The organism is Xenorhabdus miraniensis (assembly GCF_002632615.1).
Genome location: NZ_NITZ01000008.1, coordinates 170,966 through 194,750 on the forward strand (window position 1 = coordinate 170,966; position 23,785 = coordinate 194,750).

The 23,785-nt window shown below is 41.4% G+C and carries 24 protein-coding genes and 1 pseudogene; 6 read left to right on the plus strand and 19 right to left on the minus strand.

What is annotated here, in order from left to right; all coding sequences use genetic code 11:
* Nucleotides 1-2: 2 nt before the first annotated feature.
* Entirely contained in the window at nt 3-1,190 is a 1,188-nt protein-coding gene (locus Xmir_RS10045; protein WP_099114234.1) for an MFS transporter, read from the minus strand.
* Nucleotides 1,191-1,314: 124 nt separating this feature from the next.
* On the opposite strand from Xmir_RS10045, the gene Xmir_RS10050 reads away from it, so the two are divergent.
* Nucleotides 1,315-1,782 (plus strand): MarR family transcriptional regulator, encoded by a 468-nt coding sequence (locus Xmir_RS10050; RefSeq protein ID WP_099114235.1) that lies wholly within the window; start codon nt 1,315-1,317, stop codon nt 1,780-1,782.
* A gap of 105 nt (nt 1,783-1,887) precedes the next feature.
* Here the strand turns inward: Xmir_RS10050 and Xmir_RS10055 are convergent, their stop codons facing one another.
* From Xmir_RS10055 to Xmir_RS10085, 7 genes are all read right to left on the minus strand, one after another.
* Nucleotides 1,888-2,193, minus strand: coding sequence for a helix-turn-helix domain-containing protein (locus Xmir_RS10055; protein ID WP_099114236.1), 306 nt, complete (start codon nt 2,191-2,193; stop codon nt 1,888-1,890).
* Nucleotides 2,194-3,571: 1,378 nt separating this feature from the next.
* Nucleotides 3,572-4,804 (minus strand): MFS transporter, encoded by a 1,233-nt coding sequence (locus Xmir_RS10060; RefSeq protein ID WP_099114237.1) that lies wholly within the window; start codon nt 4,802-4,804, stop codon nt 3,572-3,574.
* A 43-nt stretch (nt 4,805-4,847) separates the two neighbouring features.
* On the minus strand, nt 4,848-6,101 hold the full coding sequence (locus tag Xmir_RS10065; RefSeq protein WP_099114238.1) for an ATP-grasp domain-containing protein: 1,254 nt from the start codon (nt 6,099-6,101) through the stop codon (nt 4,848-4,850).
* Nucleotides 6,102-6,148: 47 nt separating this feature from the next.
* A complete protein-coding gene (locus Xmir_RS10070; protein WP_099114239.1) occupies nt 6,149-6,877 on the minus strand; it encodes an SDR family NAD(P)-dependent oxidoreductase in 729 nt (242 codons plus the stop codon).
* A 5-nt stretch (nt 6,878-6,882) separates the two neighbouring features.
* Nucleotides 6,883-7,599, minus strand: coding sequence for a 3(1)-hydroxy-L-isoleucine 4-dioxygenase HilB (hilB, locus tag Xmir_RS10075; protein ID WP_099114240.1), 717 nt, complete (start codon nt 7,597-7,599; stop codon nt 6,883-6,885).
* Between the two features lie 30 nt (nt 7,600-7,629).
* Nucleotides 7,630-8,520 (minus strand): L-isoleucine 3(1)-dioxygenase, encoded by an 891-nt coding sequence (hilA, locus tag Xmir_RS10080; RefSeq protein ID WP_099114241.1) that lies wholly within the window; start codon nt 8,518-8,520, stop codon nt 7,630-7,632.
* Nucleotides 8,521-8,557: 37 nt separating this feature from the next.
* The gene (locus tag Xmir_RS10085) at nt 8,558-9,529 is read right to left on the minus strand and encodes a transporter substrate-binding domain-containing protein (protein ID WP_099114242.1); all 972 of its coding nucleotides are present in this window, start codon (nt 9,527-9,529) and stop codon (nt 8,558-8,560) included.
* Between the two features lie 119 nt (nt 9,530-9,648).
* On the opposite strand from Xmir_RS10085, the gene Xmir_RS10090 reads away from it, so the two are divergent.
* Nucleotides 9,649-10,569, plus strand: a complete 921-nt coding sequence (locus Xmir_RS10090) for a LysR family transcriptional regulator (protein ID WP_099114243.1) — start codon at nt 9,649-9,651, stop codon at nt 10,567-10,569.
* 218 nt (nt 10,570-10,787) lie between these two features.
* On the opposite strand, the gene Xmir_RS10095 is transcribed toward Xmir_RS10090, so the two are convergent.
* Nucleotides 10,788-11,345: an IS630 family transposase gene (locus Xmir_RS10095; RefSeq protein ID WP_339373880.1), complete on the minus strand. Its 558-nt coding sequence runs from the start codon at nt 11,343-11,345 to the stop codon at nt 10,788-10,790.
* Nucleotides 11,305-11,628 (minus strand): IS630 transposase-related protein, encoded by a 324-nt coding sequence (locus Xmir_RS10100; protein WP_099114245.1) that lies wholly within the window; start codon nt 11,626-11,628, stop codon nt 11,305-11,307. Before Xmir_RS10100 ends, Xmir_RS10095 begins: the two co-directional genes overlap by 41 nt.
* Nucleotides 11,629-11,700: 72 nt before the next feature.
* Here Xmir_RS10100 and Xmir_RS10105 point away from each other — a divergent pair.
* Nucleotides 11,701-11,996 (plus strand): annotated as a pseudogene (locus tag Xmir_RS10105) (IS30 family transposase); the annotation flags it as partial.
* A 317-nt stretch (nt 11,997-12,313) separates the two neighbouring features.
* On the opposite strand, the gene fis reads toward Xmir_RS10105, so the two are convergent.
* The 9 genes from fis to acuI form a co-directional block, all read right to left on the minus strand.
* Entirely contained in the window at nt 12,314-12,610 is a 297-nt protein-coding gene (gene fis, locus Xmir_RS10110; protein ID WP_010847912.1) for a DNA-binding transcriptional regulator Fis, read from the minus strand.
* Between the two features lie 7 nt (nt 12,611-12,617).
* A complete protein-coding gene (gene dusB / locus Xmir_RS10115; protein WP_099114246.1) occupies nt 12,618-13,601 on the minus strand; it encodes a tRNA dihydrouridine synthase DusB in 984 nt (327 codons plus the stop codon).
* Nucleotides 13,602-13,885: 284 nt separating this feature from the next.
* The gene (gene prmA / locus Xmir_RS10120) at nt 13,886-14,767 is read right to left on the minus strand and encodes a 50S ribosomal protein L11 methyltransferase (protein WP_099114247.1); all 882 of its coding nucleotides are present in this window, start codon (nt 14,765-14,767) and stop codon (nt 13,886-13,888) included.
* 38 nt (nt 14,768-14,805) lie between these two features.
* Complete coding sequence (gene panF, locus Xmir_RS10125; protein WP_099114248.1) at nt 14,806-16,251, minus strand: sodium/pantothenate symporter; 1,446 nt, start codon at nt 16,249-16,251, stop codon at nt 14,806-14,808.
* Entirely contained in the window at nt 16,241-16,483 is a 243-nt protein-coding gene (locus tag Xmir_RS10130) for a YhdT family protein (RefSeq protein ID WP_099114249.1), read from the minus strand. Before Xmir_RS10130 ends, panF begins: the two co-directional genes overlap by 11 nt.
* 342 nt (nt 16,484-16,825) lie before the next feature.
* Nucleotides 16,826-18,175, minus strand: a complete 1,350-nt coding sequence (accC, locus tag Xmir_RS10135; RefSeq protein WP_099114250.1) for an acetyl-CoA carboxylase biotin carboxylase subunit — start codon at nt 18,173-18,175, stop codon at nt 16,826-16,828.
* Nucleotides 18,176-18,187: 12 nt separating this feature from the next.
* Nucleotides 18,188-18,643, minus strand: a complete 456-nt coding sequence (gene accB / locus Xmir_RS10140) for an acetyl-CoA carboxylase biotin carboxyl carrier protein (RefSeq protein ID WP_099114251.1) — start codon at nt 18,641-18,643, stop codon at nt 18,188-18,190.
* A gap of 26 nt (nt 18,644-18,669) precedes the next feature.
* Entirely contained in the window at nt 18,670-19,122 is a 453-nt protein-coding gene (gene aroQ / locus Xmir_RS10145; protein WP_099114252.1) for a type II 3-dehydroquinate dehydratase, read from the minus strand.
* A gap of 172 nt (nt 19,123-19,294) precedes the next feature.
* Nucleotides 19,295-20,269 (minus strand): acrylyl-CoA reductase (NADPH), encoded by a 975-nt coding sequence (gene acuI / locus Xmir_RS10150; protein WP_099114253.1) that lies wholly within the window; start codon nt 20,267-20,269, stop codon nt 19,295-19,297.
* 752 nt (nt 20,270-21,021) lie between these two features.
* Here acuI and mreB point away from each other — a divergent pair.
* The 3 genes from mreB to mreD all read left to right on the plus strand — a co-directional run bounded on the left by mreB (nt 21,022) and on the right by mreD (nt 23,717).
* Nucleotides 21,022-22,065 carry a rod shape-determining protein MreB gene (gene mreB, locus Xmir_RS10155; RefSeq protein ID WP_099114254.1) on the plus strand — a complete coding sequence of 348 codons (1,044 nt, stop codon included), beginning with the start codon at nt 21,022-21,024 and terminating at the stop codon, nt 22,063-22,065.
* A 108-nt stretch (nt 22,066-22,173) separates the two neighbouring features.
* Entirely contained in the window at nt 22,174-23,229 is a 1,056-nt protein-coding gene (gene mreC / locus Xmir_RS10160) for a rod shape-determining protein MreC (RefSeq protein WP_099114255.1), read from the plus strand.
* On the plus strand, nt 23,229-23,717 hold the full coding sequence (mreD, locus tag Xmir_RS10165; protein ID WP_099114256.1) for a rod shape-determining protein MreD: 489 nt from the start codon (nt 23,229-23,231) through the stop codon (nt 23,715-23,717). Before mreC ends, mreD begins: the two co-directional genes overlap by 1 nt.
* The last annotated feature ends 68 nt before the right edge of the window (nt 23,718-23,785 follow it).

Genomic DNA, 23,785 nt, shown 5'->3' on the forward strand with positions numbered 1-23,785 from the left:
CTTTATGGTTTATCGCGCCAGTGAGTCATAATGGCAGTAACACCAATAGACAAGGCAAATAACAAGGCCCCCACTAAAAATATCCATTCATAGCGATTATTAAATAACAAGAAACTACCAACCATTGGGCCAACAGCCATGCCTGTGTACCTGATAAAATTATAAAGCCCAATCACAGTTGCTCGCTCTTCCACAAACTTTGCCAACAGTAAGGTGGCATGTGTAGGTGTTGATAGTCCCAAAGTAAAACCGTAAAAAGCCGTGACAATGATTAAAGTGGGAATACCCAATTGGTATGTTATGGAAAAAAGCAGGATTAAGAGCAAATTTAGCAAGCTGCTGATAATAAGCCCATTTTCTTTAGAAAATCGATGATTAATCAAGCGATAGCTATAACTACCAGCAACCATTGCCAAAGACATGGGGAGATACATCCAACCAATATCAGCAGGGCTGAAATCATATTCATTATTTAAGATGATGGGTAAAAAAGTCAGAAAGCAGAAATAACAATAGAACAGCATAAAGCTAACGAAGAAAACAGATTGCGTGGTGCGGTCGGATAGAATTTTACGGAAGTGAAAGGCTGTTTTTTGATTGTTTTCTTGTTGTTCAGGTTTAGTTTCCGGTAACCAAAACAAATTTCCGATGAGCACCAATCCACCAATAATGGCAATAAACTGGAAAATAGCAACATACCCATCTAATTCAGCTAAATAGCCACCTATCAATGGCCCCGTCGCAGGAGCAAGTGTTAATAACATTTGATAGGTACTGATGGCTTTTGCACGATCCTGTCCTTCATAAAGATCGCCAATAATTGTCGCAGCAATAACGGGAATGGCAGCAATTCCAATTGCTTGCACTATCCGAAAGAAAATCAGCCAATAAATATCGGAAGTCATGGCACAGCCGATTGAACCGATAATGGAGATAGCGAGGGCAGGCAGCAGAATCGCTTTGCGGCCCTTTCGATCAGCGAGTGGGCCATATACGATTTGCATAAAAGCTAAAACGAATGTGAATGCTGACACAGTGAGATTGACTAATGGCAAGGAGGTATTGAACAACTCTTTGATGGTAGGAATAACGGGAGCATAAATATTCTGAGCCAGAGAGCCTAAAAGGGCGCTGAAGCACACCAGATAGAAGACCATTTTTACATTACGGACTGAAATATACTTATTCATCTTTTTCTCCACATTGTTTCCTTGGAAACAATGTGGAGATTAATAAATTGGCAGATTTTGTAAAGATCTTTTTTTCCTTTTTTTGCTATGATGTCGGAAATAGTTTCCTGAGAAATAATCGTAAATGACCAACAGCACAGCCCACCAACGCGAGATCCTTGCCGCCGTTAACCACTTGATACACCTGAGAGACAATATTAAGCAAAGACATGATGAAAAGACACTCCGTGAGTATGGAATCAGTGATTATTCATTGTCTGAATTACATGTCATTCAATGTATCGGGGAATCAGGGCTATTGAATATCACCGCTATCAGTCAAACGGTGAAAATGACCAAGGGGGCGATCTCAAAAGTGTGTGCAAAACTTCTTCAACGTTCTATGGTTGAGAAACTGAAAATGGTGGATAACCAGAAAGAAACCTATTTCAGACTGACTCGCGAAGGGAAACGGCTATTTGATATCCATGAAAAACTGCATCAACAAGCGGAAGCAAGGTGGTTAAAAAAACTGGAAAGCTATTCTGCGGAAGAACTGAGAATTATCAAACGATTTGTTATGGATGTCATTGGGATTGTTGAGCACCCTTGACAGTGACACAATGCAGAAACACTAACGAACAAGAGTCAGAAGCCTTAAATGCGAACAATTAAATCAGTCTCATAGCAGGCTTCTGACACGTTTATCTCGTCCCATTTAACAACCATTCTTCCCTATAATTGTTTCAGCAATGGGAATATATTGATCCGCGAGTTTATTAACGGAGTTATCCTCTTTTTTGTGTTTTGGGAAACAATCTTCAAAAAACCACTCAATTGGGGTATCTAATATAGTAGAAATAACAACAAGATGGTCAATATTAATTCGATTTGTCCCTCTTTCGTAACGTGACAGTTGTTGTTGACTGATACTGAGTTGCTTTGCCAGAGCTGTTGCCGTAATGCCCAATTCTTTCCTTTTGGTTTGAATACGTCTTCCGACTAATAAGTTCGCATCTTCCATATTTTATCCTTTTTAAGTCAGTAAGTTATGGCGTTATCAAGAATAATTGCCCGTAAAATAGAGCCTGCCTTGACGGATTCACTACCGTTCACGGTATGCCTATTGTTATCACCTGATTCGCCGTTTTGTTTTCTGACATTCGTATGGTTTTTTTAATGACATGATCTTTTTATTAACGTTTTGTAAAAAACAGCCCCTTACCGAGGCAAGGTGTGTTCTTCCATGATACGAATTATGTTTCTTTGTTCTGTCGTTATCTCTGCATCTCTCGGCTGCTTGATTGACGCAGGCTAAACAACACATTTTTGTTTTCCTTACGTGAGAGATAACTCATATTCTCCTAATTTTCACTTTGTGGGTTTTTATAAAAATTAATAACTCAACTAATGGATTTTTAGTAATTTTATAGACAATAAATAAGATAAATACGCAGTTAATAATAAATTCATTACTAATATTATATTAATAAGCATATATAGTTCTTATTGGTGACTTTCTTGAGGCTATAAACTGGACAAAATATACCAAACTGTCTAGTTTAGATTTATAATCCGTAATATTGTTATTAAGTGGAATTAAATTTTGGATATGTAATTTTTTTGAAATATTAATGCTGATCAATCTTGCAAAAATTGATTAAAATCAATTAACAACTTTTAACCAATGATACTATCTTGGCGCAATAAAATGTATGAATAACAAAAAAAATTCATATATTATAATTGCTTAAGACAAATGTTTTGTAGTATGTAATGAAATTTGACTTAGGTTATATTATGTAGGATTATGTTTACAGTTTGGTATAAAATGTTTTGTTTTTTAATAAAATTTTATTGATTTGACTTACATAAACAGATTTGAACATTTTGGTGTATAACTATTGTCAAATTAGTATATTTTCATTAAAAAATATCACTTAATATTACTTTTTCCACTAAATAAACTTAAAAATTATTAAAATTTTGGTTTCACTCGCACTTGTGATTACTTAGAGAAAAAAGATTTTTCTGGTTTAATGTTGAAACTTTTTTAATAAAAACAACTGGATGATAATTTGTGTCCAACGGCGTTTTTTTACCAACTTGTATTATTTTTTTCTTTGGTAATTGAACCATGAGGAACCACGATATTGAGGTTTTTTAGTGGGAAACAACAAGGTGGAAGACGTGTTTATGAATGGTGCTAAATTAAGCGAAAAATCACCTAATAAGGCGCTATGTTGGGTGGAAAGGGGGGAAAGGAAAAGATGTTTGCTCTTGAGAAGATCATGATAAATGTAGTCAAGTAATGATAGGGGGGAGTTGTTGTGGAATTGCATTTGGTGCTTTGAACAAAAAGAAGTATGTCATTACCCCCCACAAAAATGGGATCTTTTTACTCACTCGGTAGTGATCACTGGCGGTAGCCAACTTTTATACCCAAAAACACGACGGCCCAGAATAATCAGAACTATCCCTATAATAAAAGCGAATGAGAGAATAATCCCTATAATTTCCAGTGGACTGAAATAACTGGCTAAAAATGTGACTGCAACACCACTTGCAGGGACAGAAGACATATTCATTAGTCCAATTAAGCCAGTTGTTTTTCCGAGGTGTTCTTGAGGAATTATTTGACTTCTGACGGATCGTAAATAGACGCTAAATACACCATCAAAAGCCATCAATATTACGTAGCCAAAAAGATACATGACATAATAGGCGGAAACTGTCATCAATATTCCAGCCAAGATCATTGCACAAAAAGAAATTGTTCCTAATGTTGATAATCCAAAGCGCTTAACAAATCGGGGAACAAAAAAGAAAGCCACAATTGTTGCTATGGCTGCCGAAGATTGCAAAATACCAAAATAGCGTTCAGCCATATGAAATTCTTCGAGAATTACCGCTGCACTCACTACCAAGGCTGCACCATATACTAGATTAACAACCCATGTTAATCCACACAGATGCAGAAGAACCTTATTCTTCCAAAGTACTTTTGCTCCTAGCTTATTAGAGTCAATCAAGGACGTGAAACTTAGCTTATCTTTAACATTGACAGTACGTGATTTAAGAAAAAGATAATTGATTGCTGAAATAGCAAAAAGTCCTCCTGCAACAACCAATATGGCATGAATACCACCATACAGAGATATAATAGCTGCTAGCGTTGGCCCCAGGATCTGAGTAATTTGATCAACTCCTTGAACCATAGAAAGTGCTTTAGGTAATTCTTCAGCAGGAAGATTTCGTGGCAAGAGAGATTCTGTCGATACAAAATTGAGAACATAAGCAATAGAGAGTAGTGCCATCATTATCGCTAACACAGGGAAGGTCATATTGGGATAGAAAAACAGCACCAAAAATGCAATCAGCATTAGTAAAGTGCGTCCAATTTCAACATTAAAAAATATTGATTTGGGATTGACCCGATCGGCAATAAATCCAGATAAGGGGAAAAAAATCAGACGCGGTAACCATTCAATGACAAAGGCTAAAGAAGCGAACATTAATGAGCCCGTAGCCTGTAGTATCGCTAGTGGTACTGCAAAAAGTAAAAATTGGTCACATAATGTTCCAAGAAAGCGAGAGCAGATAAAACGTTTTAGGCCAAACTCATTATTATTCATTGTATCCACCTGATAATATAGAGCCGTATTTACGGCTCATGACTCATTGTTTAAACGTAAATAATGATTCTGAATATTGTTTGGTAATATTAACATGCTCTCTAAAATTTTTCTCTGGCTTACGATTTTTCCAGAAAAACTCAATGGATCCTTCTCTTGTTTTCCAGGATACTAGAGGATGTGAAATATCCAATGGTTTAGCAGTTACCTGCATATTCGTAATATATTCAGGAAGTGATGAAGGTAATATTACTTTCTCAATAATCCCTTCTTTTGCTTTTATAAAGGCAACAGCACTTAATCCTTTTGGGGAGAGTATAAATGAATCAGTGCTAAGTTTATTTAGGTGACTACTTACATGTAATTCATATGGATTGATACCATATGTTCTCTCAATGAGATCCATAATGGTATCTCCACCTGTGCGAGCACCTACTTCAATAATTTTTACGTGTCCTTCGGGGGTAATTCGTGCTTCAAAATGAGCAATCCCAAACTTAATGCCTAAAGCTCCACAGGCGCGAATAGCAATATTTCTTAGTTCATGATCATCACTATAAACAGATGGCATGCTGTGTCCAATTTCTACGAAATGTGGTTCATCACCCAAATATTTATCAGTTACTGCTAATATTTCGTGATAATCTCCTTGATTTATTACTTCCACGCTGACTTCTTGTATCGAATTTATATATTCCTCGACCAGAAAAAGATCTTCAGGGGCATGAGCTTCACCATTAAGTGAGATAACATCTTTCACACACTGAGAAAAAGCAGACTCTATATCTTCTTCACGAGATATCTTAATCACTCCTAAACTACCTGCCATTTCACTTGGTTTAATCACTACAGGAAGACCAATATTAGAAATGTGTTTTTTCAGTTCATCCAATTTTTGGAATTCTGCAAACTCAGGGACGGGGAGCCCGGCCTCTTTAAGTATTTTTTTCATTAAATATTTATTGCGGCATCGTTCAATAACCTTTGTATCATTCCCGTACAAATGATAATGCTCAGTTAAGAGTGCTGAAGCTCGTACTGTGAAATCATTCATAGGAATAACAGCTACAGGAGTTTCACCAGTTTCCTTTTCATGCTCTACCACTCTATTAAGCACTTGTTGTGCATCAGCTACATCTCCTGATAAGTAACCATCAAAAAACTTGATAACTGAGTTTGTTCGATTTTTAGCCATGGTTATAATACGCATTCCTCCAGAAGCTCGTAGTGCTCCTGCAAATACACGCTCTCTTAAAGAGAACTCACCACCTAAAATTAAAATATATCCTTCAGGCATAAACACCTCCTAATTAATGAAAAAAGATAGATAAGAATTACTATAAACTAAAGATCTTTTCCGATTGTCCAACCTCCATCAACAATTAATGTTGATCCTGTGATAAAACTGGCACCTTTTGATGCTAAAAAAGAGGCTGCTTGAGCTACATCTTCAGGCATTCCCAGAGAGGGTAGAAACTGCCCCTTATAAATTTTTTCTAACTGAAATTCGTCATGATAGTAACTTTCAGTTAAAGGAGTTCTAATAACCCCTGGGGCAATAGCATTGACTCTGACGTTATAACGGCCATACTCTAAAGCTAATTGTTTAGTCAGCCCTATTACTGCATGCTTAGATGATACATAAGCAGTACGGTTAGGCTCTCCTAATAATCCAGATACTGAAGCTATATTTATCACACAACCATTTAGTTTTCTTTTGATAATATTTTGACAAAAAGATTTACCTGATAAAAAACTGGCAGTAACATTAACAGAGAAAATCTTTTCCCACAGAGATAATGTTAATTCATCAATAGGACAGATTTCTCTAGTACCTGCACAATTGACTAGCACATTATTTTCATTACTATACTCAATATTATTAATTAAATATTCTAGTTGATGAAATTTAGTCACATCTAGTTGATGATGTTTATAGTTTTGGTGTGAAAATGCTCCATTATCAGATAAATCTATACCTTCAATATCATATCCGTCATCAAGAAATTTTTTAACTATCTCCTTGCCTATTCCACTGGAACTCCCTGTCACAATAATTTTTCCGTAATTCATATTTCTTACCCATTAACTTTTTGGAAAGTTACTAAAATAATATCTCTTGTTGCAATTTCTCCATTTATACTGCAGCCAACAGGAGTTACAGCATGGTATTTATCATGGTTGACAACTAGCGTATCAAAAGGGTTCTGTAAACGAAGCACCCTTTCAATTTTTTTAGGAGTACTTGCAATAAGATTATCGCCGCCTAACATATTGGAAGATGAGTTAATTAAATGAACGAAAACAACATCTTCATCATCTTTATGTAACCAGACAGGAGAGCTGTATGCCGGTGAATCAAATTTTGCTTGATATCTAAAAAGATGAATTCCAATAGTTAGATTATTTAAATTTCCAATTTTTCCATATTTTTCTATAAATCTAATGTCATCTTTTAATAAAAACTGTAAAATAATATTTTCTGTTATGGATTTAGGTAAAAGTGGATAATTTCGAACAATATCTCCTGTGTCAGGATTATATTTTTTTGTTTGTTTATATGGTGTAAAATGACCAAATATTAATGTTCCGTCTTCTAATTGTTTACATTGAGAGTATCCTCTCCAGCGATTACCTAAAGAATATGGATCCAAAGTTAAGTTATTATACCCATTTCTTAATTCTTGTAGATAATTATCTTTAATATATTTGTTAATTTCATTTAAGTTTGTATAGTATTCACCTGGAATATAGGAGTAACCTTCTGAAGAAAGGTGATTTATATAGTTAGTCATTTTAATCTACTCCATATTTAATATAATTATTTATGTCCAGTATATTACTTTTTGATCATTTAATTTCCCTATAAAACGTCCCGCAGTTAATCTATGTCCTTGATTAACACTACTAACTCCATGTAAATAGCATGCATTCATGAAGTAGATATCACCAACATTTAATTTGACTGACAGGCGTTCAATATTAGTTAACATTTCGGGAGGATATGGATAACCAGTATCAGTAACACCTAGTCGTTTTCTACACTCATCGTCTGGTGATAGGTTCCAGATTTGTAATTCACCTCCACCTGTTGCAGCTTCTAAACATACATTATATGCAGTCACTGTCTCAACCGCTCCAATCTCAAAATTATCCATATCTGCAAATTTTAGTTGTGCTTTATCTTCGTGAGGCATCAGAGACATGACCCCATTATCCAACCAGCGCCGAAAAGTTGCAAAGCATGAATATGAGCTTTTAAATCTTGCAGGCCCAAAATGAATATTTTCTTGAAGGAATATCTTTTCTAATATTTTATTAAAAAATAGATGATCAACTTCAGAATGGTTAACGCTTGAAAGTAAATTCATAATTTCCTGATTCAGAGAGTTTACTTCTTTTGCATATTGTTCTCCGTTTCGGGAAAATTGCGTTGCACCGATTTGATTAGTTAGAACAAAACCATCATCTGGTCGATTACCACCGCTTTTTTTTACCTCTCTGTCAAAAGATTTTGCGATTCTTGAACATATATCCTTATCAGCATAATTACGTATTATATATAATACGTTTCCTTTATGATTACCATTCAATATTATATTTTTCACAATATCAATATCGAAAATTCCATCTATACACTCCAAATAACCAAAGTTATCAACATGGTTTCCAGATAACAGTATTTTCTGATGTTTATCAAAAGTTATTTTACTCATCAAAAACTCCCTTGTTGATTTAATAATAGATTAAATTTTAGATAAATAATGGAGAGTAAAGCATACCACCTTCTGCCCATGGTTTGTTTTTTCTTCTTTCTTGATTTAAAATAGAATTTTTTCCTAAATTACGTTCGAATATTTCACCATAGTTACCAATTTCACTTATTATTTTATAAGTAAATTCTGCTTGTAAACCTAATTTATTGCAGAGTTCTTTTGATGGTTTGAGAAATCTGTTTAGGTATCCTGTGGATATATTATATTTTTCATGTATGTTATGCTTGTTTAAGCCCAAATTTTCTGCCTCAACTAAAGACTTCATAACCCAACTCACTGCTGAGTGCCACAATGGATCATATGATGATACTGTTGGTGACATAGCTTCTAAAGAAATCCTATCTTTCAGCAAGATATGTTTTTCTTTCTCTTCGAGTTGTATGCGTTCTCCAGAAAGTAAATATGAGTCTAAACAATAAATATTGCATATCCCTTTTTGATAGGCTTCTCGTGCATGTTTAGGAGATTCAAAGAGCTTAACTTCACAGTTTAATCCTAATTCGCCAAAATAACGTTCTAGATTTTCCTGTGTCGTAGAGCCTCTCATAGCTGCAATACAACGTTTTTTAGTTGCCTTAGCTTCAGGTACCGCATTTATTAGATTATCCATATGTGTCATTAAAATTTCACCATCAAACAGCATAGGGTGAACAAAACTGACATAATGTATAATTTCGCGTTGGAAAGTTATACTGGCGTTGAAGCACCCCAAATCAATGATATTTTCTTTTAATGCTTGAAAACGATCACCTGACTGTAGTGGAATAAAGTTAATTCTTTCGCTATTACCTAAAACAGCAATTGCAACAGCTTTAGCTAAATCAATATCAAATCCTTCCCAATCGGAATTATGATCCTCACGAAAAGATAACCCAATGAAACCAAGACTTACCCCAACATTTAATACATCATGGGTTTTAATTCGCTGTATTACCGCTCCTGCACTCATAGTTAAGCCTCTCAATTTAATTATATGGGTTTTTATTAATAATTATATGTTTTGATGATTGAGTATCATAAGATTAAATGATAATTTGACCAGATGCTCCATCTGCAAAAGACTTATGCATGAAGAACAAAAATGAATTAACTGGGTTTATTCCAGCCCTATTTGTCTTTATCAAGACAGTTGAAACAGGAAGTTTTTCTGCTACAGCTCGGATGATGTCTATGTCTCCATCATCTGTCAGCAGGATTATTGATCGTCTTGAAATACAACTAAAGCAACGTCTTCTTATTCGAACAACACGCAGACTGCGAGTAACTGAGTGTGGTCAGGAGATATATCACTATGCTTTAAATGTTATTTCTGCAACTGATGACTTATTTTCACAGGCAGAAAATTTTAGTAATATACCTCGAGGGATTCTAAGGATAACGGCACCTAACACGTTGGGGAAAATATTACTTACGCCATTTTTATCTGATTTTCTGAGGAATTATCGTGATATTAATGTGAAATTATTTCTTACCGACAATATTGTGAATATTGCTCATGATCAGTTTGATCTGGCATTACGTATAACTGAAACTCCTCCCGAAAATATGGTTGCTAGGTTATTAATGCCTATTGATTATGTTCTTGTTTGTTCAATAAACTATCATCAAAAACTTCCTCAGGATCCTTGCTCACTCATTGAACACAATATTTTTTTTCCTGATGAACAAAAAATGTATAGTGGTTGGTCTTTCAGAAATGGAAGGGGGTCTATCAGAGTATCTTTAACGCCACGGTTGATCATTAATAATAGTGATGCAATGTTAGATACAATTCTTCAAGGAATGGGAATAGCCCTTATTCCGACATTCATTGCTAGTATTTATCTCTCTAAGGGGCAGCTACAAAAAGTGCTTCCTGAGTGGAAAATTGATAATCTATACCCGAGAAATGCTTATATAGTGACACTTCCACAACGATTATTACCGTTAAAAACAAAAGTATTCATTGAAGGCTTTATGCAATGGTTGAAGCAGAAAGAGATTCATTAGGGTGGCGGGTTCAACTAAGAAGTGCAATTTTTCAGAAGGGTGGTCAATTGTTATAGTAGATATCTTTCCCGCCACAGGAAAATTATACCCAACTGACCGATATCAGATTTCCAGTTTAAAAAAACAGTTTTTCACAGCTTCTTATTGCGAAATTACTCAAGCGAATCCTGTCAACCATTAGTCGAGAATTGATTAGAAGTCAGGGAGGTATAGCAGAATCAATATAATTTGGCATAATCAATGTGTTGCATAAACAACTCATCCACTGGACATCTTTCTCGTCTTCTTATCGCTTTTGCTCCGGCCCATTTGGGTTCGATGGGGTTCAAATCCGGGCTGTAAGGGGGGAGCCATTCCAGTTGGCATCTGCTGTCTGCTATCGCTTGTTTCGTGTCATGTCGTTTATGGAAAGGGGCATTGTCCATGACTATCACTGCGTTACCCGGAAGCTTTGGCAGCAAATCTTGTGTCACCCAGGCATGAAAAACATCCGCATTGATGTTCCCGGCAAACAAGCTCACGGTGACGAAGGTCTTTTCGATGATCGCGCCAATAACATTAATACGCCCTTTAGCGTGCCAATTGTGTGTACCAAAACAACGCAGCCCTTTCTCTGAATAACCGTGCAGGCGGGGCATTGACTGGGCAAAGCCGCTCTCATCCAAATAAACAATCGGTTTTCCCGCCTGTTCATAGTCGCTGATGCGTGCGATAAACGCTTGACGAGCCTGAGGATCAGCTTTGGGGTGTTTTAGCGTTTTTTTTACAAGTAATATTGAGCCGTTTCAACGCGTAATGAACAGCAGACTGCGAGACCCCTAAGCGTTTTGCTCTTTCCCATTGATAATCATCAGGGAAATTTTGCACATCCGTGATGAGCACCTCATCACGGATTTTAGTGGGAGGTTTATCACGCGTCATACAAGGTTCTATTTTATGGCTCCACCGAAACAAGGTGCGCATAGAGATATCAAAGTGGACACTTGTTTGTTCAAAAGTCAACGAATGCTTTTCTTTGTATGCCAGGACTCTTTTTCGAAAATCTAGACTGTAACCCATCTCATTTTATGCCTTGTCATGTGAAGGCAAACATTATGCCATATTAATATGATTCTGCTATATCTTAAACCGTCTCATATTAATATGTTGAATCGCCATCATTTTGCGAAGAAAGCCCAGAAAATTACACCAAAAATAACAAAATGGTAATCTGGAAAGAATTAAGCCCTGAACAAGTTATTGATCACTTGAGGCAATGGTAATATAAAAACATATCCTTACACCATGAGTCGATTTATAGACTGATTTATAAAGATAAAATAAATGGTGGTGATTTGTGGCAACATCTCCGGATTTCCAGAAAACCCTATCGAAAACGTTACGGTAGTTATGAAAGAAGAGGAAAAATTAGAAATAGGGTCAGATTAGCTCATTGCTACCGTTTGACACTTAACTTTGTAGCGTTTTGCTGTGCCTGCTGACATATCAATTTTCGCACTATTTTTGCTGACCATTTGCGGGATTTAAGGCGTCACTTTTTGCAGGGTTACCGCTGAAAGTGACGCCGTAGCAAAAGGGCAACATGGCTATTACAGGCGGCAGTACAACGTATTGTCTCTATGTTTTCCAGTGAATTTTTATGCTGAGGATTTTTACGTGGGGTATTTGGTGGGGTACTTATAAAGAAAAAAGCACTTTCCCAAAAGAGAAAGTGCTTCTTAAACAGCAAATTACTGGACTAGGATCAGTTCATGCCGTATTTTTTCAGTTTCTTACGCAGAGTACCACGATTGATTCCCATCATCAGTGCTGCGCGGGTTTGGTTGCCACGGGTGTACTGCATCACCATGTCCAACAGTGGCTGTTCTACTTCAGCCAGTACCAGCTCATACAGGTCATTAACGTCTTGACCGTTCAGTTGAGCAAAATAGTTCTTCAGTGCTTGTTTAACTGAATCACGCAGAGGTTTTTGAGTTACCTGATCTTGTGAATTTACAGTAGCAACGGTTAGTACATCAGAATTTACGCGTTGTTCGAACATAGTTCTGTCAGCTCTTTTCTTTATTTACGCAAAAATTTTCGAAGTATGCCTCCAACGCCTCCAGCTGTTCGCTGGCATCCTCAATGGCGTTGAATGTGCGCCGAAACTGGTCATCAGGAGCATGTTCCTTGAGATACCAAGATACATGCTTACGTGCAATACGAACTCCTTTGCCTTGACCGTAAAAATCGTGCAGTTCTCGTACATGCTCGTTCATTAAACGCTGCACGTCGCCAAGTGGCATCGGTGACAGCAGTTCTCCTGTTTCCAGATAATGCTGGATTTCCCGAAAGATCCAGGGTCTTCCCTGAGCAGCGCGGCCTATCATTAGGGCATCAGCCCCAGTGTATTCAAGCACTGCTCTGGCTTTTAGCGGGTCAGTAATGTCGCCATTAGCAATAATTGGTATGGCAACAGTCTGCTTAACTGTCCGTATATTGTCGTACTCAGCCTCGCCATTAAACAGGCAAGCTCGTGTCCTGCCATGTATCGTAAGAGCCTGAATACCACAACGCTCGGCCAATTGGGCAATTTCTACACAGTTGCGTTCTTCCGGTGACCATCCAGTACGAATCTTCAAAGTAACAGGCACATCAACCGCATTGACTACCGCAGAAAGGATTTTTTCAACCAGTTCTGGATAACGCAGTAATGCAGAGCCTGCCAGCTTGCGATTCACTTTTTTGGCTGGACACCCCATATTGATATCGATGATTTGAGCGCCATTGTCGACGTTGATTTTCGCCGCCGCCGCCATCTCATCGGGATCACTACCGGCAATTTGTACAGAACGCACTCCGGGTTCGTCGCTATGAACCATACGCAGCCGAGATTTATCCGTCTTCCAAACCTGAGGATTAGAAGAAAGCATTTCTGAGACTGTCATTCCTGCTCCCATGTGATAGCAAAGAGATCGAAACGGGCGATCTGTTATGCCTGCCATAGGGGCCGCAATAAGACAGTTTTTCAACTGGTATTGTCCGATACGCATAGGCGAAGAAAGAGTGGTCAACTGTGACTAAGGGCGCGTATATTACGCATTTTTCACAAGATATGAAAGGCCAAACTTTGAGCGAATCGACATTTATAACGGATTTTTTCCAGTTGATTTTTTCAAAAATGGTTAATTATCTTTAAATAACATATAGTTACGTTTTATTGACGAAATTTATTATTACTTATATTTCTAATCACAAAGAGAGCGGATTATCACCAATTGACCTCCTGGGTGATCATTTTAGTGGATAATCTCGCTTTTCCATAGGCATTAAGTGATTATTTTTTAATCCCTGTGATGCGGCACCATTCTTCTTGTTCAGCTATCGGATCGATAATGAATTCATTGTCATAGGCTTGGGCAACCCCTTCTGCCTGACTTGCCAGAACGCCAGACAAGCCCAATAATCCACCAGATTTAGGCAGTGAGCCGATAACAGGGGCGAGTTCACGCAATGGACCAGCCAGAATATTGGCAATGACGATATCGCATTCGAGGTCTTTAGGCTGATCTTTAGATAAATAGAGGGTTAATTGGTCAGATACACCGTTACGTTCAGCGTTATCCCGGCTGGCTTGGATGGCTTGTGGGTCGATATCAATACCGATGGCGTGTTTTGCACCCAATTTCAGGGCCGCGATAGCCAAGATGCCAGAACCACAACCGAAGTCGATAATGGTTTTTCCCGCCAGATCCAAACCATCAAGCCATTGCAGGCACAGTGAAGTGGTTGGGTGAGTCCCTGTCCCGAACGCCAAACCCGGATCAAGCATGACATTAACGGCATCGGGTTCTGGCACTTCGCGCCAACTAGGGCAAATCCACAGACGCTTGCCAAAACGCATTGGGTGGAAGTTGTCCATCCATTCGCGCTCCCAGTCTTTATCTTCTAACTGCTCAATTTTGTGGATGAAGTTCGTGCCCAGTTGTGGAAGCTGTTCCAGTTGGCTTACAACCGCCTTCATATCCATTTCAGCATCATATAGGCCGATAACATCGGTATCGCCCCATAAACGGGTTTCACCCGGCAGAGGCTCAAAAATCGGGGTATCGTGGCTATCTTGAAAAGTGACTGATACTGCGCCACTTTCCATTAGCTCATCACCCAGTGCTTCAGCTTGTTGTCCCGTGGTGTTAAGTCTTAATTGTATCCAAGGCATAAAAATTCTCTTTTTGTGGAGATAAAATCACACTGCGATTATTGAGAAGCAGCGGTTTGTTGTGTGTGTTTATGGCCCATCATATTGCCTATTCCGAATGCCAATAAACTCAGCAACAGTGATGGCACGATGGGATGGAAACCGAGAAGCTGGATATTGAACGTTGCCAGCAGAGCATAGCTTGTGGCACCGATCAGCATTGAACAGATTGCTCCGTGGGCATTGGCTTTTTCCCAGTATAACCCCAGCACCAGCGGCCAAAGGAAAACGGCTTGCAATCCACCAAATGCCAACAGGTTCAGCCAGATGATCATCTCAGGTGGACGCCATGCCGCCAACAGCAGTAATGCACCTAAAAATAGGGTGGAGTAGCTGGAGATACGCGAGAGTTTTTTCTCTTGGCTGATCTGATGCGGAAACAGGTTTAAATAGAGATCCTTGACGATGGTGGCCGAAGATTGCAGCAGTTGGGCATTAATCGTGGACATAATCGCGGCCATAGGCGCAGCCAAAAAAATTCCGGCGGCGACAGGCGGCAGTACGGTGATCATCAGGGTTGGGATAACTTGATCGGGAATGGTCAGATCAGGAATGATCGCCCGCCCCAAAGCGCCGGCAAGGTGCATGCCGAACATCAGGATTGCCATGACGATGGTGCCGAGAATAATACCGCGATGAACCGCCTTGCTGTCTTTGTAGGAAATGCAACGCACAGCGGTGTGTGGCAGCCCGATGACGCCAAAGCAGACCAATACCCAGAAGGATGCCATAAATGGTCCTGTAAGGATATTATCCGCCCCATGAGGAGAGACCAGATTCGGGTCAATGGCACGCAAAGTGGTGATTGCGGTTGATAACCCGCCGGCTTTGTAGATAATGCCTGTCAGCAGTAACACAGTTCCCAGCAGCATCACCAACCCTTGCAAGGCATCGTTGAGGACACTGGCCCGAAAGCCGCCAAATGCGGTATACAGGGCTATCGAAACACCAAAAATCAGCAATCCGGTATCGTAAGGGATGCCCGCAGCAGTTTCGAGTAAACGCGCCCCGCCAATGAATTGCACTGTCATTGCACCGATAAAAGCAACCAGCAGGCTTATGCTGGCAAACCAGACCAGAAAACGACTTTGATAGCGCGCATACAGCATATCGTTGAGTGTGACCGCATTGTAACGACGGGCGAGGATGGCAAATTTTTTCCCCAGTACGCTCAGTGAGAGCCATATCGCTGGCAGTTGGATCAGGGATAACAACACCCAACCGATCCCGTACTTATAGGCGGCGCCGGGGCCACCGATAAATGAGCTGGCACTGATATAGGTGGCTGTAATGGTCATTGCCAGTACAAATCCCCCCATAGAACGATTACCGAGAAAATACTCATTCAGGAATTCGCCTGTTTGCCGACGGCGATAGGCATAGATTGACAGTATGAAAACCAATGCCAGATATCCCACGAGAGGCAGAATCACTTCACTTTGCATCAACATCCTCCAGCGGAATTTCCTTGAATATAAACTTCACCATCAACCAGCAGAGGATGATAAATAAGGCGGGTAGCAGCAGGCAAGCCAGTTCAAACCAGCGGGGTAATCCCGTTAAGCCAACGGCATCACTGGGTAAATAGGCACATAGCAGCCAACCAACAAGATAAGCTAACGTCAGGAATACTGCCCAACGTGCTTCTTTGTGGGATTGAACAAATCGTCTGTCCATTCGTTCTCCGGGTAACTTACATGAAACAATATGGGGGGAATTGTACGGTAATGCGTAGATTTATTCAGAGGAAAATGTGCCGTAGGAATGTTGAATAACAGCAGAAGATTATTCAAAGGGGAAACAAAATAATAGTTGATTGGTGCCTGTCTGTATTGTAGCGGTATAAGAATCTTGGAAACCTCAAAAGATTGCTAATTTTATTCACATGACAAAGATTTTGTGATGTCTTCTATTTGTAAAAAAGCCGTAAATAGCAACGAAGTGAAGTAAAAAATCCCACCTTAAAAAGATGGGATTTTTTTACTCAAAGCAATGATGCTTGAACGCTAGAAAGAAACTTTACTTTTCGTGCAAACCCAGTTTCTTCTCCAGATAGTGGATATTGGTGCCGCCTTTCTGGAAGTTCTCGTCGTTCATAATCGCCAATTGCAGATCAATATTGGTTTTGATGCCATCAATGATCAACTCGGCCAGCGCATTCTTCATACGCGCAATAGCGACTTCACGGGTTTCGCCGTAAGTGATCAATTTTCCGATCATGGAATCATAGTAAGGCGGTACGGTATATCCTGCATAGATATGGGATTCCCAACGCACACCAAAGCCACCCGGTGAATGAAAATGGGTGATCTTGCCCGGGCTTGGCAGGAAGGTTTTCGGATCTTCCGCATTGATACGGCATTCGATCGCATGACCTTTGATTTCGACATCTTCCTGTTTGATAGACAGCGGCATCCCTGCGGCGATACGTAACTGTTCTTTGATCAGGTCAACGCCGGTGATCATCTCAGTCACAGGGTGCTCAACCTGAATACGGGTATTCATCTCAATAAAGTAGAATTCACCGTTTTCGTACAGGAATTCGAATGTACCCGCTCCGCGATAGCCGATTTCAATACAAGCATTGGCACAGCGTTCACCGATGCTGCGGCGCAGTTCCGGAGAAATACCCGGTGCTGGTGCTTCTTCCACCACTTTCTGGTGGCGGCGCTGCATGGAGCAGTCACGTTCAGCCAGATAGAGTGCATTACCCTGACCATCAGCCAAGACCTGAATTTCAACGTGACGTGGATTTTCAAGGAATTTCTCCATGTACACCATGTCGTTGCTGAACGCCGCTTTCGCTTCTGCGCGGGTCATAGCGATGGATTGTTCCAGATCTTTGTCGCGGCGTACAACGCGCATACCACGACCACCGCCGCCGCCCGATGCCTTGATGATCACCGGATAGCCGATGCGGTTTGCAATCGTTTTGTTTTTCTCAGCATCGTCACCCAATGAGCCATCAGAGCCGGGAACGCAAGGTACACCGGCTTTTTTCATCGCGCTGATAGCGGAAACTTTATCCCCCATCAAACGGATAGTATCCGCTTTCGGGCCAATGAAAATAAAGCCGGAACGTTCAACTTGCTCAGCAAAGTCAGCGTTTTCAGACAGGAAACCATAACCGGGATGGATCGCTTGTGCACAAGTGATTTCCGCCGCAGAAATAATGGCGGGAATATTCAGGTAGCTTTTTGCTGATGCCGCAGGGCCGATGCAGACGGTTTCATCTGCCAGCAGGACGTGCTTCAGGTCACGGTCTGCCGCAGAGTGTACAGCAACGGTTTTGATCCCAAGCTCCTTACAGGCTCTCAGGATACGCAGTGCTATTTCACCGCGGTTAGCAATGACAATTTTTTCAAGCATGGGGACGCCTCGTTATTCGATGACGACCAATGGCTCGTCGAATTCAACAGGTTGACCGTCTTGAGCCAGAATCGCTTTCACTACGCCGGTTTTATCCGCTTCGATCTGGTTCATCATTTTCATGGCTTCGACGATGCACAGGGTTTCGCCCTGAGTGACATGCTGGCCGACTTCAATGAAAGGTTTCGCATCTGGGCTTGGTGAACGGTAGAACGTACCGACCATTGGGGAGCGGACTGTGTGACCGCTGATTTCTGCCGGTTTGTCAGCAGCGGCTGGCGCAGCCGGAGCAGCGGCTTGTACCGGCTGATGAACAGGTGCAGAAATATATTGTTGAGTCACTGGCATCGCGGGTGCTACCGTCGCGCGGCTGATGCGTACTGACTCTTCACCTTCAGAAATTTCCAGTTCAGAAATGCCAGATTCTTCAACCAGCTCGATCAATTTTTTTATCTTACGAATATCCATGAGTGTGATTCCGTACTCTTATATAATTAGTTTAATGTTGACAAGCGGTTGACCGCTGCCTGTAATGCGAAACTATAACCATCTGCACCTAACCCGCAGATTACGCCTACTGCAACATCGGAAAGATATGAGTGGTGGCGGAATGGCTCACGGGCATGCACATTGGAGAGATGAATCTCAATAAATGGGATATTCACTGCCAGAAGTGCATCGCGTAGTGCCACGCTGGTATGCGTGTATGCCGCAGGGTTAATCAAAATAAAATCAGCATTGCCCCGCGCTGAATGAATTCTCTCTATCAGTTCATATTCTGCATTGGATTGCAGATGGGATAATTCGGCTCCCGATTGGTGAGCTTCTTTTGACAGTTTGTTAACGATATCATCGAGCGTTAACTTGCCGTAGGTCTCTGGCTCTCGTGTTCCCAACAAGTTCAGGTTGGGGCCATTCAAGAGTAAAATGCGAAACTTGTCTGCCATTGTGCGGGTATCTCCGGCAATCTGTCAACAATCGACCAAGATAACTCGATGTCAACGGTTTGTCATCTCTTTCTGATAACTAGATTTGTAAATTTGACGATAAAGCCCGACATTATAAACATATCGTGGCATTTAGCAGCTAAATACTGGTCTTATCAGCACATCTTCCCCTTCACCTCACCTTCACGACTGTTCTGCCAGTGACCTGATTGTTAATCAGTTTATTGGCATATTCGATAACCTGATCCAGAGTGATTTCATTGGCTGTCTGTTGATAGAAAGAATCAGGCAGCAGCGTTTGCAAGCGTTGCCAAATGGCGGGGCGTTCTGAAGCCGGCACTGTCACGGATGCCACACCTTGCAAACGGACGTTACGCAGGATAAAAGGCATGACGGTGGCGGGCAAATGGCCATCACTCGCCATACCGCAGGCGGCTACTGTACCGTTATAGTTCACCTGTGCCAGTAAGGCCGCTAATATATTGCCTCCGACGGTATCAATTACCCCTGCCCAACGCTGTTTTTCTAATGGACGTGACGGCTGGTTAAAGTCACTGGCAGGCAGAATCGCTTTTGCGCCAAGTGAAAGCAGGTAATCTTGATTATCGGATTTGCTGCTAATCGCGACGACAGAATAACCCAGTTGTGACAGCAGAGTAATCGCCGTGCTGCCAACACCACCACTGGCACCTGTCACGGCGATATCTCCGCTTTCAGGTATTACTCCGCCTTGTTCCAGCGCCATGACGCATAACATGGCCGTAAAGCCCGCCGTGCCGATGATCATTGCTTGCCGGGCAGTTAATGCTTGTGGCAATGGAGTCAACCAGTCACCAGACACGCTTGCTTGTTCTGCCAGCCCGCCCCAATGTGTTTCTCCCACACCCCAGCCGGTCAGTAAAACGTGCTGGCCAACATGAAAACGCGGATCTTCGGAATGATGAACAACACCGGCAAAATCGATTCCCGGTACCATTGGAAATTGTCGGATGATCTTACCTTTACCTGTAATGGCAAGGGCATCTTTATAATTGAGTGTTGACCAATGAACATCGACGGTCACAGCACCTGAGGGTAATTGAGATGTATCAATATCCTGAATAGACGCTGTTAATGTCTCGTGTTGGTCAAGCAATAAGGCTTTCATGGTCATTCTCCCTTGCTGAGTATCTCGCTGATACCATTACCTGTTTGGCATCATCACAACTTTTTTTGATCACAATTCTGCTTCACCACAAAATTCTGCTTCACCACAATATAGATAAAATCAAATAAGCTGAAACGGGCAGGCAACGATATTGTGATAGAGAGTGGCAAAACTGTAGTTACTTATTTTTATTCAGGATGGCACTGTAAAAGATAATAATATACAGGAAACAATAAGGAGAGTGCTTTTGATAACCGGCTCGGAATAATCCTTATTTTCGTTACTTGCCGTTGACAGTGACGATATTTTTTTCAAATCCAATCCTCAGCCTCACAAATTCATCTATTACTTTTATACTTAGGAAACTATTCCTGACGACAGCAGGAAGAAGAAAATTTTTAAGAAAAAGTGAATATTGGTTGAACTTACTGAAATGATTATAGAGCAATATGGAAGCTCGAAAAACGCGGTGGTAGCTCCACAATATGCACTATAATGTTGGTTTTTTGGTGCATCAGGTGATTTTGGAATGCGGTGTTGAGGTTATTGGTGAAATTAACCCATTTTTATGCAGTTTTTTTCTGCTCCGTCAGAGAAAAGTAACGTAGAATATCGTGTTTCTGATGTGAATAACGTAGCCACTTTTATTGAAGTAGTAAAAGTAGTTAATTATGCGCCTTGTCGCTGCTTCATGTGGTTGGTAGAGTAGACGGACAATCTCCGTCCCCAGCTTGCAGGATTATCCTTTCGTTATGTTAAAGAAATTTCGTGGCATGTTTTCCAACGATTTGTCCATTGACTTGGGTACTGCCAATACCCTTATTTATGTCAAAGGTCAAGGAATAGTATTGGATCAACCCTCTGTTGTTGCCATTCGCCAAGACAGAGCCGGTTCACCAAAAAGCGTTGCAGCCGTAGGGCTGGAAGCAAAGCAGATGCTGGGACGTACTCCGGGTAATATCGCAGCTATCCGTCCTATGAAGGATGGTGTTATTGCTGATTTTTATGTCACGGAAAAGATGTTACAGCATTTTATTAAGCAGGTTCACAATAACAGTTTCATGCGCCCAAGCCCGCGCGTGCTGGTGTGTGTGCCTGTCGGGGCGACTCAGGTTGAGCGTCGCGCCATTCGCGAATCTGCCCAAAGTGCAGGTGCCCGCGAAGTATTCCTGATTGAAGAGCCAATGGCGGCCGCAATCGGTGCAGGTTTGCCTGTTTCCGAAGCAACAGGCTCAATGGTAGTGGATATTGGTGGAGGAACCACCGAAGTTGCTGTTATCTCCCTGAACGGTGTGGTTTATTCTTCTTCTGTGCGTATCGGTGGAGACCGTTTTGATGAAGCCATTATCAATTATGTTCGCCGTAATTATGGTTCCCTGATCGGGGAAGCAACAGCAGAGCGTATCAAGCATGAAATTGGTTCTGCTTACCCGACAGATGAAGTACGCGAAATTGAAGTGCGTGGCCGTAACCTTGCAGAAGGTGTACCCCGCGGCTTTACCCTGAATTCCAATGAAATTCTTGAAGCCCTGCAAGAACCGCTGACCGGCATTGTTAGCGCTGTCATGGTGGCTCTGGAGCAGTGCCCACCAGAATTGGCTTCTGATATTTCTGAACGTGGTATGGTACTGACTGGTGGTGGTGCGTTACTGCGTAATCTTGATCGTTTGTTGATGGAAGAGACTGGCATTCCTGTTATTGTGGCTGAAGATCCTCTCACCTGTGTTGCCCGTGGCGGCGGCAAGGCGCTGGAAATGATCGACATGCACGGTGGCGATCTGTTCAGCGAAGACTGAAAGTAACTCTGCGAGCTGGGAGGCCGGTATATGTTCTTGTAGCCTCCTTGCTGATTATTCCGGAGTTTTATCATTAATGAGACAACACAGCCCAACAATGCGCAATTTATGAAGCCGATTTTCAGCAGAGGGCCTTCTCTGCAACTACGACTCTTTTTTGCTGTTATTATTGCCATTATTCTGATTGTGGCAGACAGCCGCCTCGGTGTTTTCAATAAAGTCCGTAGCTATATGGATACGGCTGTGAGTCCGTTTTATTTTCTTGCCAATGGGCCGCGCCAATTTTTGGACAGTATTTCTGAATCTCTGACCAGCCGCAACCAACTTGAATTAGAAAATCGAACCCTGCGTAATGAATTACGATTGCAGAGCAGTAACTTGTTACTGTTGGGGCAATTGAAACATGAAAACGCCCGTTTGCGTGAATTATTGGGATCGCCTTTGCGTAGTGATGAACATATGATGGTATCGCAGGTGATTTCAGGAGGTATGGATCCCTACCGCGATCAGGTTGTCATAGATAAAGGCGCTAAAGATGGCGTCTATGAAGGGCAGCCTGTTATCAGTGATCGGGGGGTTGTGGGGCAAGTCATTTCGGTCAGCCAATTGAGCAGCCGGATATTACTGATTTGCGATCCGACTCATGCACTGCCTGTACAGGTACTGCGTAATGATATTCGCGTTATTGCTGGCGGAGCAGGATGTACAGACGATCTCCAGCTAGAACCTCTGCCGAGTGATACTGATATTCGCGTAGGTGATGTATTGGTGACATCGGGTTTGGGCGGGCGTTTTCCGGAAGGTTATCCTGTGGCGGTAGTTTCCTCTGTTAAAATTGATAACCAGCGGGCTCAAGCAGTGATTCAGGCTCGTCCATTGGCTGAATTGCGACGCTTGCGCTATCTGTTGCTGTTATGGGGTGCCGATAACAATCCATCTGAGCCATTGCCGCCTTCGGAAGTATACCGTGCCGCTAATGAGCGGCTGATGCAGATGCTACCGCAGGTATTGCCAAATCCATCGGATGAGGCACCGCAGTTGCTGACACCGAAATCAGGCGAAGCGAAAGATGAAAACCAAACATCATCTGCAATAAATCCGGTTGAAAAAACAAGGCCAGCCGAAAAGCCATCACTAAAACCATCATCAACAGGAAATCGTTAATGAGTCAGTACCATAGCCGAAGAAGTTGGGTTATTTGGTTATCTTTCCTGATTGCGATAGTGCTGCAAATTATGCCGTGGCCGGAGCAGTTCTTTGTATTCCGGCCTGCTTTATTATTTTTGTGCTTAATATACTGGTTACTGGCACTTCCTCATCGCGTCAGTGTGGGGACCGGGTTTGTATTGGGGGTTATCACTGATTTGCTGCACGGAAGTATTCTGGGCGCACATGCCCTGGCGTTCAGCATGATCAGTTTTCTGGTGGCTTTCAAATTTCAGCTTATCCGTAATATGTCACTCTGGCAGCAAGCTCTGGTCGTGTTGGGTCTTTCAAGCCTGGTGAACCTCTGCGTTTTTCTAGCCCACGTTGTATTGCCGAAGACAGTATTCCATCCGGAAGTGTTCTGGAATGGGGTCGTCAATGGTATTCTCTGGCCTTGGCTGTTCTTATTAATGCGGAAAATCCGCCGTCAGTTTTCAGTTCGTTAAAAGCGGGCAAAGTTATGTCATATTAAAACCATGTCATATTAAAACCATGACAAATTAAAACGATGACG